Genomic DNA, 14,874 nt, shown 5'->3' with positions numbered 1-14,874 from the left:
GGGTATCAATCGGCGTCGTAAGCGGCAGCCAGAAGCTGCACCGCCTCGGCGAAACTGGCGCCCTGCGCCTTGGCCGCCGCGGAGTAGCTCGCAGCGACTGCCGCCAATGCGCTCCAGCGGTCATCCCGGGCGCACACGACTGTTCCGTTGCGCCCACGGGTTGCGACTACTCCCGCAGCTTCAAGTTCCTTGTAGGCACGGGCCACCGTGTGGGGAGCCACATCCAACTGTTCGGCCAAGCTCCGTACAGCCGGAAGTTTGCTGCCGACAGCCAGGGTGCCGCCGTCGGCCAATTCGATGATGCGGAGCCGAAGCTGCTCGTACAGGGCAACGGTGCTGGACTGGTTGGGACGCCAGGAACCTGGAAACTCAAGCGGACTCATGAGGCTTCCCTGCCGCCCTGGCCGGCGCGATGCTTGGCGGACCTCACGGGCATCTCGGCGAGCTCCCCGCCTCCCGAGGCAAACTGTGCTTCATGCAAGCGGGCATAGTGCCCGCCAAGCTCCAGCAGGGAATGATGGGTGCCGTGTTCAACGATCCGTCCGTGGTCCATGACGAGAATTAGATCAGCGTCGCGGATGGTGGACAAGCGGTGCGCAATGACGAATGACGTCTTGTTGCTCCGCAGCCTGTGCATCGCTTGCCGGATAAGGACTTCAGTGCGGGTATCCACCGAACTTGTCGCCTCGTCCAGGATCAGGATGGGGCGCCCGGAGAGCCGTGCGCGCGCGATGCTCAGCAATTGCCTTTGGCCCTGGCTGAGGGGATCTCCTCCGTTGCTGAGCATGGTTGAATACCCGTTGGGCAGCGAGCGGACAAAGTGGTCAACGTGGCTCGCCTCGGCGGCGGCCACGATTTCGGCCTCGCTGGCACCTGGACGTCCATACTCGATGTTCTCCCTGATGGTCCCGGTGAAAATCCACGGGTCCTGGAGGACGACGCCGAAATTCCGGCGGAGCGCGTCACGGCGCATGCCGGCGATGTCCATGCCGTCGATCGTGATCCTCCCGGATGCGAGTTCGTGGAAGCGCATGAGGAGGCTGACCAGCGTGGTCTTGCCCGCTCCGGTGTGCCCGACGATCGCCACCGTTTGTCCCGGTTCAACATGGAAGGACAGGTCCTGGATCAGGGGGGCATCCGGCCGGTAGCTGAAGGAGATGCGTTCGAAGGCAACCCTCCCGGCAGGAAGATCAAACCGCCCATCAAAGCCCGGGCCGGCGTCGGCCCGCGAACCAGCGCCCGGTTCCCCAGGCTCCCCCGTTATTTCATCGGCGTCCAACAGTTCGAAGACCCTGCTCGCGGAAACTGCGCACGATTGCAGTACCTGGGCCATGCCGCCGATCTGGCCAAGCGGCTGGCTGAAGAGCCGGTTGAATTGGATGAACGCTTGAATGCCGCCGATACTCATCGCTCCGGCAAGGAATTGGAGGGCGCCAACGATCGCAACCCCCACATAGCTGGCGTTCGACACGAAAGCCATGAGCGGTACCAGCAATCCCGAAGCGAACTGTGCCTTGGAACTGGCGGCGTACAGGCCATCGTTGTGGGCAGCGAAGCGGGCCGCCATGGCGGGCTGGGCGTTGAAAAGCTTGATGGCCTCGCGGCCTGTTGCCGTTTCCTCCACGAGTGAGTTCACATCGCCCGTGGCCTCCCACTGCCGCACGAAGTATTTCTGCGAGCGTCGGGTCACGACAATCGATGCCAGGGCCGATACCGGAACGGCCAAGAGGGACACGACGGCGAGGAGGGGCGAAAGCAGGAGCATCATCCCGAGGGAACCGAGGACCATCAACGTTGAGGTCAAGAGCTGGGAGAGGAGCTGGTTGAGCGTCTGCGACACGTTGTCGAGGTCGTTCGTCGCACGGCTCAGGACGTCGCCCCGGGAACGGCCGTCGTAGTACGCCACGGGAAGCCGGTGCAGTTTCGCTTCCACGGCTTCCCGGAGGTCGTGCGCGAGCCGCTGCACGGCGAGGGCGTTGAGGCGGCCCTGCGCCCAGCTGAACAGCGCCGTGACGCAATACATGGCTGCGGCCACGAGCAGCAGGGAGACAAATCGCGCCGTGTCGAACTTCGCCCCGAACACGGCGGCCGCGATGACGTCGGTGGCGTCGCCGAGGATTTTGGGCGCCACGACATTGAGGGTGACGAAACCGCAGATGCACAGGATCGCCACTGTCATGATTCCCCGGGCGGGCTTCATCAAGCCCACCAGGCGGAGGAGCGACCGCGATGGTTTCCTTGTGACGGCGAGGAGCTCGCTTGCGCTGCTCACGCGGCTTCTTCCGTTTCCAGCTGGGACGCCACGATTTCCCGGTAGGTTTCCGAGGAACCAAGAAGTTCGTCGTGGGTCCCCCGCGCCACCAGGCGGCCCTCGTCGATGAGCAGAATCTGGTCCGCCGAGACCACGGTGTTGACGCGTTGGGCGACGATGATGATGGTTGCCCCGCGCAGTTCCGGCTCAAGCGCGGCACGGAGCTTTGCTTCCGTGACGGTGTCCAGCGCCGAGAAGCTGTCGTCAAAGAGGTAGACGGATGCCGGGCGCAGAATGGCGCGGGCAATACACAAACGCTGTCGCTGGCCGCCGGAGAGCCCGGCGCCGCCTTGGGACAACATGGTCTCCAGTCCTTGCGGCAGCTCATTCACGAAATCCGCTGCCTGGGCGGTTGCAAGGGCATGCCACAACTGGGAATCCGTCGCCGAGGGCAGCGAAATCCGCAGGTTCTCGGCGATGGTTCCGCGAAACAACCAGCTCTCCTGGGGCACGACGCCGAGCTGCTCGCGCAAGGCCCCGAGGGGAACCCCGGCAATGTCCTGGCCATCGAGCGAAATGCTTCCGCTGCTCACCTCGAGCAGCCTCGGCACAAGGCTGACGATGGTCGACTTGCCGCTTCCCGTGGAGCCGATGACCGCCGTCGTGGTCCCCGGAGCCGCATGGAAGGTGATGCTGTCCAGTACGGGCGTTTCGGCTCCAGGGTAGGCAAAAACGACATTCTCGAAGCGCAAGCCTTCGGGCCTCGCGGGGCGTACCAACCCGCCGGCACCGTTGCCCGGCAAGACCGTTTCGGAATCCGTGTTGAGCACCTCGGTGACGCGCTCGGCGCTGACAGCCGCGCGGGGCGCCGTGCTCAACACGTACATTGCCATCATGATCGCAAGGAGGATCTGCATGATGTAGGCGATGAATGCCGTGAGCGCACCCAGCTGCATGTCTCCGGCGATGATGCGGTGGCCGCCGAGCCAGACCACGCCCGCGGAGGAGAGATTGACCACGATCATGACGAGCGGAAGCATGGCCGCGACGATCCGGGCAGAACGGAGATTGTTCTTTGTCAAGGCATCGTTGGCGGCCTCGAACCGTTTCATCTCAAAGGGCTGGCGGACGAATGCCCGGATGACCGCGGTCCCCAGGATCTGTTCGCGGAGCACGCCGTTGATCCGGTCCACCAGGTTTTGGCCCTCGCGGTACAGCGGGACGAGCTTGCGCACTATCAACAGCATGATGAGCAGCAGCACGGGAACAATCGCGAAAACGATCCAGGACAGGGCCACGTCCTGTTCGACGGCGAGGATCACGCCGCCGATACCCATGACGGGGGCTGCCACCAGCATGCTCAAAACGAGCACCGTGATGTTCTGCAGTTGCAGGACGTCGTTGGTGGTCCTGACCACAAGGCTGGCCGGTCCGAACGCCGCCACGTCCTGGTCCGGCAGGGAATGTATTTTGTCGAAGAGTTCCTGCCGCAGTCCGCGGCCGACCTTCATGGCGACAATGGCTCCAAGGTAGCCGGCCAGTACGGCGGCGAGCACCTGGATGACCGTGAGGACCAGCATCCACCCGCCGAGGCGCAGGATCACCCCGCTGTTCCCGGCGACGAGGCCGTCGTCGACGATCTTGGCATTGAAGGTGGGCAGGAGGAGTGTGGCGCCGGTCTGGACAAGCTGCAGCAGAACGATGGCCAAGACGTGGCTCTTGTAGGGAGCCAGGCGCTGCAACAGCAAGGATGCCAGCACATTGCCTCCAATCGTTGGCCTCCGGAGCCGCGGATTTCACACGATGCCGCCCCTGGATCGCGTTGCCATTGTAGTTCAGATCACAGTGCGAATCCTTGTCATCAGGGCGTTTCCGGAGTCCTTTGGACCTGGGCCGGCTCAGCCCTGCTTTTGTGCCACCGCAAAAATCCTGCGGAACGCAAACAGCGTGCCGTGCCGCCCCCGTGGATAGGCCTCGCGGAGGGCCGCCGCGTACTGGTTTTCGAAAGCGCGCGCTTCGGCTTCGGGGAGGGCTGCGAGCACCGGACGCAGGCCGGTTCCCCGCACCCACTCCAGGACCGGATCGGCTCCCGGCAGAAGTTGCTGGTAGCTCGTTTCCCAAGCGTCGGCTGCGCATCCGGCGTCGAGCATGATCCGCAGGTAGTCGGCCGGTTCCCCGACGGCGTCGTCGTGGCGAAGCACGCCGGACAGCTTCCCGGACCATTCGGGCGAGGCGGCCAGTTCGCGCATGAGCACGTGGGACGGCGCACCGAAGTTTCCGGGGACCTGGAGCGCAAACCAGGCTCCCGGTTTCAGCGCTTCAAGCCACGCGGCGAGCATCGCCAAGTGGCCCGGCACCCATTGCAACGCCGCGTTGCTGACCACGACGTCGGTGTCCGCTTCCGGCGTCCACCCGGCGATGTCGGCGTGCACGAACGAAAGAGCAGGGTGCGCGGCAGCGAGGGCGTGGGCTTTGGCCAGCATGTCCGCTGAGGAGTCCAGCCCGACGACGGCGGCGCGGGGCCACCGCGTCGCGAGCGTCGCCGTCAAGTTCCCCGGACCGCAGCCCAGGTCCACGACGTGCCGCGGATCCTCCGCCAGGATCCTCGAGGTCAGGTCAAAGAACGGCCGGTCACGGTAATTGCCGAACTCGACGTACTTGGCTGGATCCCACTTCACTGCATGCTCCATCGTCGGTCTCCATCGTCTGCTCCACCCACACTAAGCTGGAAGGCAATGAAACTTCTTGAGCAGCTCACCGACGGCGCACGCGTTGACCCGGACGAAATCTACACACGCTTCGTCGAATGGACGGAGAGCCGCGGGCTCCAGCTGTACCCTGCCCAGGACGAAGCCATCATGGAACTAGCGTCCGGCTCCAACGTCATCCTGGCGACCCCCACCGGCTCTGGAAAGTCCCTCGTGGCGATCGCCGCGCACTTCGAGGCGATGTCCCGCGGCCTGCGCAGCTACTACACGGCGCCCATCAAGGCCTTGGTCTCCGAGAAGTTCTTCGCCCTCTGCGACATCTTCGGAGCCGGGAACGTCGGCATGATCACCGGCGATTCGGGAGTCAACCAGGATGCGCCGATCATCTGCTGCACCGCCGAAATCCTCGCCAACATCGCCTTGCGCGAAGGCAAGGAAGCCGAGCTCGGCACGGTCATCATGGACGAATTCCACTTCTACTCCGATCCGCAGCGCGGTTGGGCGTGGCAGGTGCCGCTCCTTGAGCTCCCCCAGGCCCAGTTCCTGCTGATGTCGGCCACCCTGGGAGACGTCAGCCGCTTCGAAGCCGGCCTGAGCGAACTCACCGGGCGGTCCACTACCACCGTGAGTTCGGCCGAACGGCCCATCCCGCTGCATTACTACTTCCAGGAAACGCCGGTCCACGAAACCCTGGAGGAGCTGCTGAGCACCAAGCAGGTTCCCGTGTACGTGGTGCATTTCAGCCAGGTCGAGGCCATCGAGCGTGCCCAGAACCTCATGAGCGTCAACATGTGCACCCGCGAGGAGAAGGACAAGATTGCCGAGCTGATCGCCGGTTTCCGGTTCGCCGCCGGCTTCGGCAAGACCCTGAACCGGCTGGTCCGCCATGGCATCGGCGTCCACCACGCAGGCATGCTGCCGAAGTACCGCCGCCTCGTGGAGCAATTGGCACAGGCAGGACTCCTGAAGGTCATTTGCGGCACCGACACGCTCGGCGTCGGGATCAACGTTCCCATCCGCACTGTCCTCCTGACGGCGCTCAGCAAGTACGACGGCGTCCGCACCCGCCTGCTGAACTCCCGGGAGTTCCACCAGATCGCGGGCCGCGCCGGCCGTGCGGGCTATGACACTGCCGGAACGGTCGTGGTGCAGGCACCCGAACACGTAGTGGAAAACGCGAAGGCGATGGCAAAGGCCACCGCCAAGTTCGGCGACGACCAGAAGAAGCTGAGGCAGGTCGTGCGGAAGAAGCCGCCAGAGGGCTTCGTGTCCTGGGGGCAGCCCACCTTCACCCGTTTGGTGGAGTCCGTGCCGGACCCGTTGACCTCGAGTTTCACCGTGACCCATGCCATGCTGCTCAACTTGATGGAGCGCCCCGGCGACCCGTTCGCCGCTGCCCGTCGTCTCCTGACCGAAAACCACGAGGCGCGCCCCGCCCAGCTGCAGCTCATGAAGAAGGCCTTGGGCATCTACCGCGAGCTGCTGGCAGCCGGCGTGGTCGAACGCATTCCCGAGGCCGAGCAGGAGAAAGAAGGCCGCTCCGTGCGGCTGACCGTTCACCTACAAGCCAACTTCGCGCTGAACCAGCCTCTTTCACCGTTCGCACTTGCTGCGCTCGAACTCCTGGATCCGGAGTCGCCGTCGTACGCCTTGGACGTGGTGTCCGTGATCGAGTCAACCCTCGAGAAGCCACGGCAGATCCTGTCTGCGCAGCAGAAGAAGGCACGCGGCGAGGCCGTCGCCGCGATGAAGGCCGATGGCATCGATTACGACCAGCGCATGGCGATGCTCGAAGAGGTCACCTACCCTCAGCCGTTGGCGGAGATCCTCGGCGAGGCGTTTGAGGTGTACCGCAAGGCTGCACCCTGGGTGGGCGACTTCGAGCTTGCTCCGAAGTCGGTGGTCCGCGACATGTATGAGCGCGCCATGAATTTCGGTGAGTTCGTGCAGTTCTATGGGCTCGCCCGCTCCGAAGGGATCGTGCTGCGGTATCTGGCCGATGGGTTCAAGGCCCTGCGCCAGACCGTCCCCCAGGACTCCCTTCGCGAAGACCTCGAGGACCTCATCGCCTGGCTGGGTGAACTGGTCCGCCAGGTCGACTCCAGCCTGCTCGACGAGTGGGAAGAGCTCACCTCCGGGGTGGCCCCGACGCCGCACGACGCTCCGCCTCCCCCGCCGCCGTCGCTCACGTCCAACATCCGCGCCTTCAGGGTCATGGTCCGCAACGAAATGTTCCGGCGCGTTGAGTTGTTCGCGGACGAGGATGCGGCCGCTCTGGGCGAGCTCGACGCCGGCAGCGGCTGGGATGCGGAACGCTGGGAAGACGCTTTGGACGACTACTTCGACGAACACGACGACATCGGAACCGGCCCCGATGCCCGGGGACCGGGACTCCTCATGATCACCGAGGAGCCCGGCGTCTGGCGCGTACGGCAGATTTTCGATGACCCGGCCCGCAACCATGACTGGGGCGTGTCCGCCGAAGTGGACCTGGCAGCCTCCGACGAGAGCGGCACGGCCGTGGTCAGGGTGACCGCGGTCAACCGTCTCTAGGCGCCTAGTAAGCTCGAATCATGAGTGTTATCCGCCCAGCCACATTGTCCGACGTTCCCGCGATCCTGCAGATGATCCACGAGCTTGCGGTCTACGAAAAAGAGCCCGATGCCGTGAAGAACACGCCGGAAATGCTCACCGAGGCTTTGTTCGGCGAAAATCCGCGGGTGTACGCACACATGGCGGAAAACGCGGCCGGGGATGTCCAGGGCTTCGCCTTGTGGTTCCTGAACTACTCCACGTGGGAAGGCGTCCACGGCATCTACCTCGAGGACCTCTACGTCACTCCCGCTGCGCGAGGCGAGGGCCACGGGAAGGCGCTCCTGCGGCATCTGGCCGCGACCGCCGTCGAACGCGGCTATGCGCGGGTGGAATGGAGCGTCCTGGACTGGAACGAACCGTCCATCAACTTCTACCGCAACCTCGGTGCCGTTCCGATGGACGGCTGGTCCACGTTCCGCCTGAGCGGCGACGCCCTGGGCGCCTTCGGCAGCGATGACAAGGCCATGGCCCGTGGCTGAGCGCATGGTCGAGGGTCTCGCTGAGCCCATGGTTGGGCAAGCGGCGCACACCATCCGGGCAAGGCACGAATTCCGGGGTGTCCGCACCACCGAGCATTTCTTCACCGTCCCGCTCGACCATTGGGCGTCCGGAGGTGAAGCTCCAGGCAACGCGGAAACGATCACCGTCTTCGCGCGGGAGTTCGTCTCTGCCGAGCACTCGGAGGAGGACGCGGACCGGCTGCCGTGGTTGCTCTACCTCCAAGGCGGCCCCGGCGGACGCGGCACCCGGACCACTTCCCTGTCCGGCTGGATGAAGGCTGCCGCAAGGAATTTCCGCATCCTGATGCTGGACCAACGCGGCACGGGCCTGTCCACGCCGGCGGACCGCAACACCTTGCCGCTCCGGGGCAACGCGGCAGCGCAGGCTGGCTACCTCGCGCATTTCCGGGCGGACTCGATCGTGGCCGACGCCGAACTCATCCGGAAGGCGCTGGGCTCGGAGCCGTGGACGGTCCTTGGCCAGAGCTTCGGCGGTTTCTGCGCGCTGACTTATTTGTCCTTCGCGCCGCAAGGCTTGAGCGAAGTGCTCATCACCGGCGGGCTGGCGCCGTTGGAAGGCCCGGCCGAGCGGGTCTACCGGGCAACCTTCCAACGGGTTGCGGAACGTAACGCGGAATACTTCGCGTGGTACCCGGAGGACCGGGGGCTGGTCACCCGGATCGCGCGGCATCTGGAGTCCACGGAGGAGCGGCTGCCCAGCGGGGAACCACTCACTCCGGAGCGCTTCCAAATGGTGGGATCGTTCCTGGGCGGAAACGCCCGGGTGGATGCCCTGCACACCCTCCTGGAGGATGCGTTCGTGCCCACGCCGGAGGGAGAACGGCTCTCCGACGCCTTCCTCGAACAGGTCCACGGGCTGGTCTCCCGGGCATCGAATCCGCTGTACGCGGTGTTGCACGAATCCATCTACGGCCAGGGCCAGGCCACCGACTGGGCGGCGTGGCGGGTGCGCTCGGAATTCCCGGAATTCCGGCCCGACGCCGCAGAGCCGCTCCTGACCGGCGAAATGGTCTACCCCTGGTACTTCGAGCAGGATCCGGCGCTTGTGCCCCTTCAGGAAGTAGCCGCGCTGTTGGCCGCCAAACAAGACTGGAAACCGCTCTACGATGTGTCCCGGTTGAAAGCGAACACCGTGCCGGTCGCGGCTGCCGTGTACCGCGACGACATCTATGTCGACTTCCAACTGTCCATGGAAACCGCCGCGGCGGTACGCGGACTGCAAGCCTGGACCACCGGAGACTTTCACCACGACGGCATCGGCGAAGACGGGGAAGGAATCTTCAACCGGCTCCTGGGAATGGCCCGCGGCCAGAACTGAGCCCCGGCCAAAGCGCTGACCGGGGCTCAGTTCTGCTGTGACAATGGCTCGCCGGTTGTTAGTGGCCGCTGACCTTGTTCATGCTCTTGCGGGAGTCCTCCTCGAGCCGGGCATCCAGTTTGGATTTGGCAGCCGCCGGGGTCAGCAGGCTCGCGACAACCGCCACCACGATGGTGCCGATGATGACCGCCAGGGACACATAGGTCGGGATCTCCGGCGCCCAGTCAATATGGTGGCCGCCGTTGATGAACGGCAGTTCATTGACGTGCATGGCGTGCAGGACCAGCTTGACGCCGATGAACGCGAGGATGACCGACAAGGCGTGCTTGAGGTAAATCAAGCGGGTCATGAGTCCGCCCAGCAGGAAGTACAGCTGGCGAAGGCCCATCAGGGCGAAGATGTTCGCGGTGAAGACGATGAAGGCGCTCTGTGTCAGTCCGAAAATGGCCGGAATGGAATCCACGGCGAACAGGAGGTCCGTCATGCCAATGGTCACGAAAACGATCAGCATGGGAGTGAACAGCTTCTTGCCGTCGACCGTGGTCCTCAGCTTGCCGCCGTCGAACTTCTCCGACATCGGGACAACTTTGCGGATGCGGGCAATCAGCGGACTTTCGGCGGCGTCTTCCTCGTCTTCGCCGTTGTCCGTGGCCTGCTTCCATGCGGTCCACAGCAGGAACGCGCCGAAGATGTAGAAGACCCAGCTGAACTGCTCAATCACCACGGCGCCAAGGGCAATGAAGATGCCGCGCAGCACCAGGGCAATGATGATGCCCACCATGAGCACTTCCTGCTGATACTTACGGGGCACCGAGAACCGCGCCATGATGATGATGAAGACAAAGAGATTGTCGATACTCAGGCTGTATTCGGTCACCCAACCAGCGATGAACTGGCTGCCATGCTCCGGGCCGGCAAACGCGAACATCGCCCCGGCGAACACCAAAGCGAGGGTGACGTAGAAGGCGACCCAGAGGCCTGCTTCCTTCATGGAGGGTTCATGCGGACGCTTGATCACCAAAAGAAGGTCGACAAGGAGGATGATTCCGAGAACGACGAAGGAGCCGATCTCAAACCAGGCGGGGAGTTGCATCAAGAATGCCTTTCGCAGGTACGCCAAAACGGCGTAAGTCTCTCCGACCTGCCTGCGTGTCCATGCTCAATAGGCAATCAACGCTCAAACGGCGATCCGCTAGGCCCGGCGAGGCGTCTGTGCCTTGCGTGTTGACGGACTTAGCGCTTGGGATACTCCCCTACGTAGGCCCAACTTTACCCTAGGCATGCCCGGCGGACTGCATCTGGCGTAGTTCGCGCTTGAGGTCTCCCACCTCGTCACGGATCCTCGCTGCGATCTCAAACTGGAGTTCGGCGGCGGCCGCATGCATCTGCTCGGTCAGTTGTTCGATCAGACCCACGAGGTCTTCGGCCGGCGCCGCGGCCAGGCCGTCTTGACGGACCTTCGAAGCGCCCTTGCCCTTGCCGGTCCGGCCACCCTTTCCGGCTGCGGCCAGCAACTCGCGGGTGTCGGCGTCTTCGCGGGCAAGTTGATCGGTGATGTCTGCGATCTTCTTGCGCAACGGTTGCGGATCCACACCATTGTCCGTGTTGTACTTGACCTGGATTTCCCGGCGGCGGTTGGTTTCCTCGATGGCCTTGGCCATGGAGTCGGTGATCCGGTCGGCGTACATGTGGACCTGGCCGGAGACGTTTCGGGCCGCGCGCCCGATGGTCTGGATGAGGGAAGTGGCCGAACGGAGGAAGCCTTCCTTGTCGGCGTCGAGGATGCTGACAAGTGACACTTCGGGCAGGTCGAGGCCCTCGCGGAGCAGGTTGATGCCCACAAGGACGTCGAAGCTGCCCATGCGGAGTTCCCGGAGCAGTTCCACGCGCCGGAGGGTGTCGACGTCGGAGTGCAGGTATTGGACCTTGACCCCATGGCCCAGCAGGTAGTCGGTGAGGTCCTCGGCCATGCGCTTGGTCAGCGTGGTGACCAGCACGCGTTCGTCGCGCTCCACCCGGGTCCGGATTTCCCCGAGGAGATCGTCGATCTGGCCCTTGGTGGGCTTCACGATGACTTCGGGATCGATCAGCCCGGTGGGGCGGATGATCTGCTGGACGGTCCCGTCGGCCTTGCCGAGCTCATATTTTCCGGGGGTCGCGGAAAGGTAGACGGTCTGGCCCACCCGCTCCAGGAACTCATCCCATTTGAGCGGCCTGTTGTCCATCGCGGAAGGCAGCCGGAAGCCGTGGTCCACGAGGGTGCGCTTGCGCGACATATCGCCTTCGTACATGGCGCCGATCTGTGGAACCGTGACGTGGGATTCGTCGATGACCAGCAGGAAGTCGTCCGGGAAGTAGTCGATGAGGCAGTGCGGGGCCGTGCCGGAGCCGCGGCCATCGATGTGCCGCGAGTAGTTCTCGATGCCGTTGCAGAAACCCATTTGCTGCATCATCTCAAGGTCGTACGTGGTGCGCATGCGCAGCCTCTGGGCTTCCACCAGCTTGTTCTGGCCTTCGAGGACCTTGAGCCGCTCGGCGAGTTCCCCCTCGATGGCGGTGATGGCGCGGGACATGCGTTCCGGACCGGCGACATAATGCGAGGCCGGGAAGATGTACATCTCGGTTTCCTCGCGGATGACATCGCCCGTGACCGGATGCAGCGTGTAGATGTTCTCGATCTCGTCGCCGAAGAACTCGATGCGCAGGGCCAGCTCTTCGTACATGGGGATGATTTCCACGGTGTCTCCGCGGACACGGAAGGTGCCGCGGTGGAAGTCCATGTCGTTGCGGGTGTACTGCATGCCGACAAACTTGCGCAGGAGATCGTCCCGGTTCATTTCGGCGCCCTTGGTGAGCGTGACCATTCCGGCGATGTATTCCTCCGGGGTGCCGAGGCCGTAGATGCAGGATACGGTAGCCACCACGACGACATCCCGGCGGGTCAGCAGCGCGTTGGTCGCCGAGTGCCGCAACCGCTCGACTTCCTCGTTCACGGAGGAGTCCTTCTCGATGAACGTATCCGTCTGCGGAACGTAGGCTTCGGGCTGGTAGTAGTCGTAATACGAAACGAAGTACTCCACCGCGTTGTTGGGCAGCAGTTCCCGGAACTCGTTGGCAAGCTGCGCGGCGAGGGTCTTGTTCTGGACCATCACCAAGGTGGGCCGCTGGACCTGCTCGATCAACCAGGCAGTGGTGGCGCTCTTGCCCGTACCGGTGGCCCCGAGCAGCACGACGTCTTTTTCGCCGTTGTTGATCCGTTCAGTCAGCTCCGCAATGGCGGCCGGCTGGTCACCTGCCGGCTTGAATTCGCTGATGACCTCAAAGGGCGCGACGACGCGGTTGATCTCCTGGGCAAGACTCATGAATCCAATGTACCCCCGCCCGCGGACAGTTACTGTCCGCGTTTTCTAGGCTTGCGCCGCGGAGTACGACGGCGGCTGCCAGCCGCTGCTTCCGGCCCAGGAGTCCATGAGCGGCCAGGCGACCTCGGTGAACCACGGCTCCTTGGCTTCCGCGTACGCCAGGGTCCTGCGGTCGCCGGCGTGGAGCGCGGCGAGCTCGTGCTTCAGGTCCCCATACATGCGCAGGGCGTCCGGGTTGGCGCGGAGCCAATCGCGGAACAACAAGGCATAACGCCACCCCGGACTTCCAAGGACCCGGACATGGACATTGGCGGGCCGTCCGGGGTCGGCGTTGCAATGGAACCGTTTTTGCCATGCCGAAGGATCCAGGTCAGGCGGCTTGGGGGTGTCGCGGGCTGAGGCCTCCCGCAACGGGAAGCCGGCCTCGCCCAGGGCCCGGGCTATCCGGTCGGCGGCGTCCAGCGAGGACACATTCACTTGCAGGTCGATGACGTCCTTTGCAGGAAGGCCGGGAACCGACGTCGAACCGATATGGTCTGCACCCAGGACCTCAGGAGATACCCGCCGGATCCGGGCAAGCAGCCGTTCAGCCTGGACCGGCCAGTCGGGGTTTGGCGGTGACAATACGGGGCCGCTGGTTCGTGGCGCCGGCCGGTCGGCCGCAAGATTGCGTGCGAACGGGACCAATCGTTCTTCCCACAAGGCGTCCACGAGTGCGGTGATGTCCTCCACGCTTCCCGAGTTGTCCAACACGATGTCGGCCGCCGCCAACCGTTCATCCCTGCTGGCTTGAGCGGCCATGCGGGAGACCGCGTCCTCGGCTGTCATGCCGCGGTTCTCCGTCATGCGCCGGATCCGTTCCCCGTCCGGGGCATCGACCACCAGCACCAGGTGGAAGCTGCTCCCCTGCCCGGTTTCGACGAGCAACGGAATATCCTGGACGACGATGTCTCCGGGTTTCGCTGTCGCGAGCATCCCGGCAGCCCGCTCCCTCACGCGCGGATGGATGATCGCGTTGAGTGCTTCCCGGCGATCGGGCTCAGCGAAGACAATCGCGCCGAGGCGTGCACGGTCGAGGCGACCCCCGGCGTCGACGATGTCTTCACCAAACTCGGCCACGACGCCCGCCAAGCCCGGCGTGCCCGGCTCCACGACTTCGCGTGCCAGAGCGTCGGCGTCGATCAAGACGGCGCCCAACTCCCTCAGCCGGGCGGACACGAGTGATTTGCCGGAGGCGATCCCGCCGGTAAGTCCAATCTTCAGCACCCCTCCACACTAGACTGGGTCGGTGGCAGAACAGGAAGAAAGCCGGGCGACCGCGTACACAACGTTGGCTCCCGGAGACGGTTTCCGCCATGAACTCGAGATCAAGCGTTCGCGCTTCATCACCGTGCTGCGCCGCGCCTCCGACGAGGATGCCGCCCGCGCGTTGGCGTCCGAACTGCGCAAGGAATTCCATGACGCCCGGCACCATTGCTCGGCATTCGTCCTGGGCCCTGATCGCGCCATCCAGCGTTCCAACGACGACGGCGAGCCCTCCGGAACTGCCGGCATCCCCATGCTCGAGGCGCTCATCAAACGCGAGACACTGCCCGGGGTGACTGACCTCAGCGACGTGAGCGCCGTCGTCGTGCGCTATTTCGGCGGGATCCTCCTGGGCGCCGGCGGACTGGTCCGTGCCTACTCCGAGTCAGTCTCGGCCGCATTGGACTCCGCTCCCCTGGTTCAGCGGCGCCGCCTGCGGATGTGCGACATCCCGGTGCCCCACCACGCGGCCGGAAAGCTGGAAAACGATCTGCGCTCCGCGGGCTACGTCATGGCCGAAACAAGCTACGGGCCCTCAGAGACGATCCTGCGCGTGGCCCTGCCCGATGATGCAAACGCAATCGCCGACGCAGGTGAGCGGCTGGCATCCATGACCGCAGGCGCCTCGGGACTCCAGTTGCGTGGAACGGAATGGGTCGACGTCCAGGGCTGAGCATCCTCCCAAGGGACATGCCCACCCCTTGTCACTACCCCTGGACATAGTGCGTATATGTCCAGTCCTTGCTGCGAACGAGGGGCATGTCCCGTGGGGAGCCGGGGCAACGGGAGCCGGGCAAGAGCAACCCGGGCGGGA

Annotated in this window: 11 protein-coding genes; 4 read left to right on the top strand and 7 right to left on the bottom strand. The window is 64.4% G+C overall.

Going from position 1 to position 14,874, the window contains the following annotated elements; genetic code table 11:
* Positions 1-5: 5 nt before the first annotated feature.
* The 4 genes from BMF89_RS20050 to BMF89_RS20035 form a co-directional block, all read right to left on the bottom strand.
* The gene (locus tag BMF89_RS20050; RefSeq protein ID WP_078108788.1) at positions 6-383 is read right to left on the bottom strand and encodes a GntR family transcriptional regulator; all 378 of its coding nucleotides are present in this window, start codon (positions 381-383) and stop codon (positions 6-8) included.
* Positions 380-2,272: an ABC transporter ATP-binding protein gene (locus tag BMF89_RS20045; protein ID WP_290439684.1), complete on the bottom strand. Its 1,893-nt coding sequence runs from the start codon at positions 2,270-2,272 to the stop codon at positions 380-382. Before BMF89_RS20045 ends, BMF89_RS20050 begins: the two co-directional genes overlap by 4 nt.
* Positions 2,269-4,011, bottom strand: a complete 1,743-nt coding sequence (locus BMF89_RS20040; RefSeq protein ID WP_078108787.1) for an ABC transporter ATP-binding protein — start codon at positions 4,009-4,011, stop codon at positions 2,269-2,271. Before BMF89_RS20040 ends, BMF89_RS20045 begins: the two co-directional genes overlap by 4 nt.
* 138 nt (positions 4,012-4,149) lie before the next feature.
* Positions 4,150-4,929 (bottom strand): trans-aconitate 2-methyltransferase, encoded by a 780-nt coding sequence (locus tag BMF89_RS20035; protein ID WP_078108830.1) that lies wholly within the window; start codon positions 4,927-4,929, stop codon positions 4,150-4,152.
* A 57-nt stretch (positions 4,930-4,986) separates the two neighbouring features.
* On the opposite strand from BMF89_RS20035, the gene BMF89_RS20030 reads away from it, so the two are divergent.
* The 3 genes from BMF89_RS20030 to BMF89_RS20020 are packed head-to-tail and all read left to right on the top strand — an operon-like array spanning position 4,987 to position 9,393.
* Positions 4,987-7,512, top strand: coding sequence for a DEAD/DEAH box helicase (locus tag BMF89_RS20030; protein WP_078108786.1), 2,526 nt, complete (start codon positions 4,987-4,989; stop codon positions 7,510-7,512).
* A 20-nt stretch (positions 7,513-7,532) separates the two neighbouring features.
* Positions 7,533-8,033: a GNAT family N-acetyltransferase gene (locus BMF89_RS20025; RefSeq protein ID WP_078108785.1), complete on the top strand. Its 501-nt coding sequence runs from the start codon at positions 7,533-7,535 to the stop codon at positions 8,031-8,033.
* Between the two features lie 4 nt (positions 8,034-8,037).
* Complete coding sequence (locus BMF89_RS20020) at positions 8,038-9,393, top strand: alpha/beta fold hydrolase (protein ID WP_078108829.1); 1,356 nt, start codon at positions 8,038-8,040, stop codon at positions 9,391-9,393.
* Between the two features lie 58 nt (positions 9,394-9,451).
* On the opposite strand, the gene BMF89_RS20015 is transcribed toward BMF89_RS20020, so the two are convergent.
* From BMF89_RS20015 to coaE, 3 genes are all read right to left on the bottom strand, one after another.
* Entirely contained in the window at positions 9,452-10,486 is a 1,035-nt protein-coding gene (locus BMF89_RS20015) for a TerC family protein (RefSeq protein ID WP_078108784.1), read from the bottom strand.
* A 181-nt stretch (positions 10,487-10,667) separates the two neighbouring features.
* On the bottom strand, positions 10,668-12,755 hold the full coding sequence (gene uvrB, locus BMF89_RS20010) for an excinuclease ABC subunit UvrB (protein WP_078108783.1): 2,088 nt from the start codon (positions 12,753-12,755) through the stop codon (positions 10,668-10,670).
* Positions 12,756-12,800: 45 nt separating this feature from the next.
* A complete protein-coding gene (gene coaE, locus BMF89_RS20005; protein ID WP_078108782.1) occupies positions 12,801-14,021 on the bottom strand; it encodes a dephospho-CoA kinase in 1,221 nt (406 codons plus the stop codon).
* Positions 14,022-14,043: 22 nt separating this feature from the next.
* Between coaE and BMF89_RS20000 the strand changes: the two genes are divergently transcribed.
* Positions 14,044-14,733 carry a YigZ family protein gene (locus tag BMF89_RS20000; protein ID WP_139359755.1) on the top strand — a complete coding sequence of 230 codons (690 nt, stop codon included), beginning with the start codon at positions 14,044-14,046 and terminating at the stop codon, positions 14,731-14,733.
* Positions 14,734-14,874 lie beyond the last annotated feature (141 nt).

It is taken from the genome of Arthrobacter sp. SRS-W-1-2016 (genome assembly GCF_002009585.1).
Lineage (GTDB): Bacteria > Actinomycetota > Actinomycetes > Actinomycetales > Micrococcaceae > Arthrobacter > Arthrobacter bambusae_A.
The sequence above is the reverse complement of the archived record's forward strand: the minus strand, read 5'-3'. Positions and strand labels throughout refer to the sequence as shown.

What these genes read in the sequence shown, in the direction of transcription:
- BMF89_RS20015 (WP_078108784.1), bottom strand. Translation starts at nt 10,486, where the DNA reads ATGCAACTCCCCGCCTGGTTTGAGATCGGCTCCTTCGTCGTTCTCGGA.
- BMF89_RS20030 (WP_078108786.1), top strand. Translation starts at nt 4,987, where the DNA reads ATGAAACTTCTTGAGCAGCTCACCGACGGCGCACGCGTTGACCCGGAC.
- uvrB (WP_078108783.1), bottom strand. Translation starts at nt 12,755, where the DNA reads ATGAGTCTTGCCCAGGAGATCAACCGCGTCGTCGCGCCCTTTGAGGTC.
- BMF89_RS20020 (WP_078108829.1), top strand. Translation starts at nt 8,038, where the DNA reads ATGGTCGAGGGTCTCGCTGAGCCCATGGTTGGGCAAGCGGCGCACACC.
- BMF89_RS20025 (WP_078108785.1), top strand. Translation starts at nt 7,533, where the DNA reads ATGAGTGTTATCCGCCCAGCCACATTGTCCGACGTTCCCGCGATCCTG.
- BMF89_RS20050 (WP_078108788.1), bottom strand. Translation starts at nt 383, where the DNA reads ATGAGTCCGCTTGAGTTTCCAGGTTCCTGGCGTCCCAACCAGTCCAGC.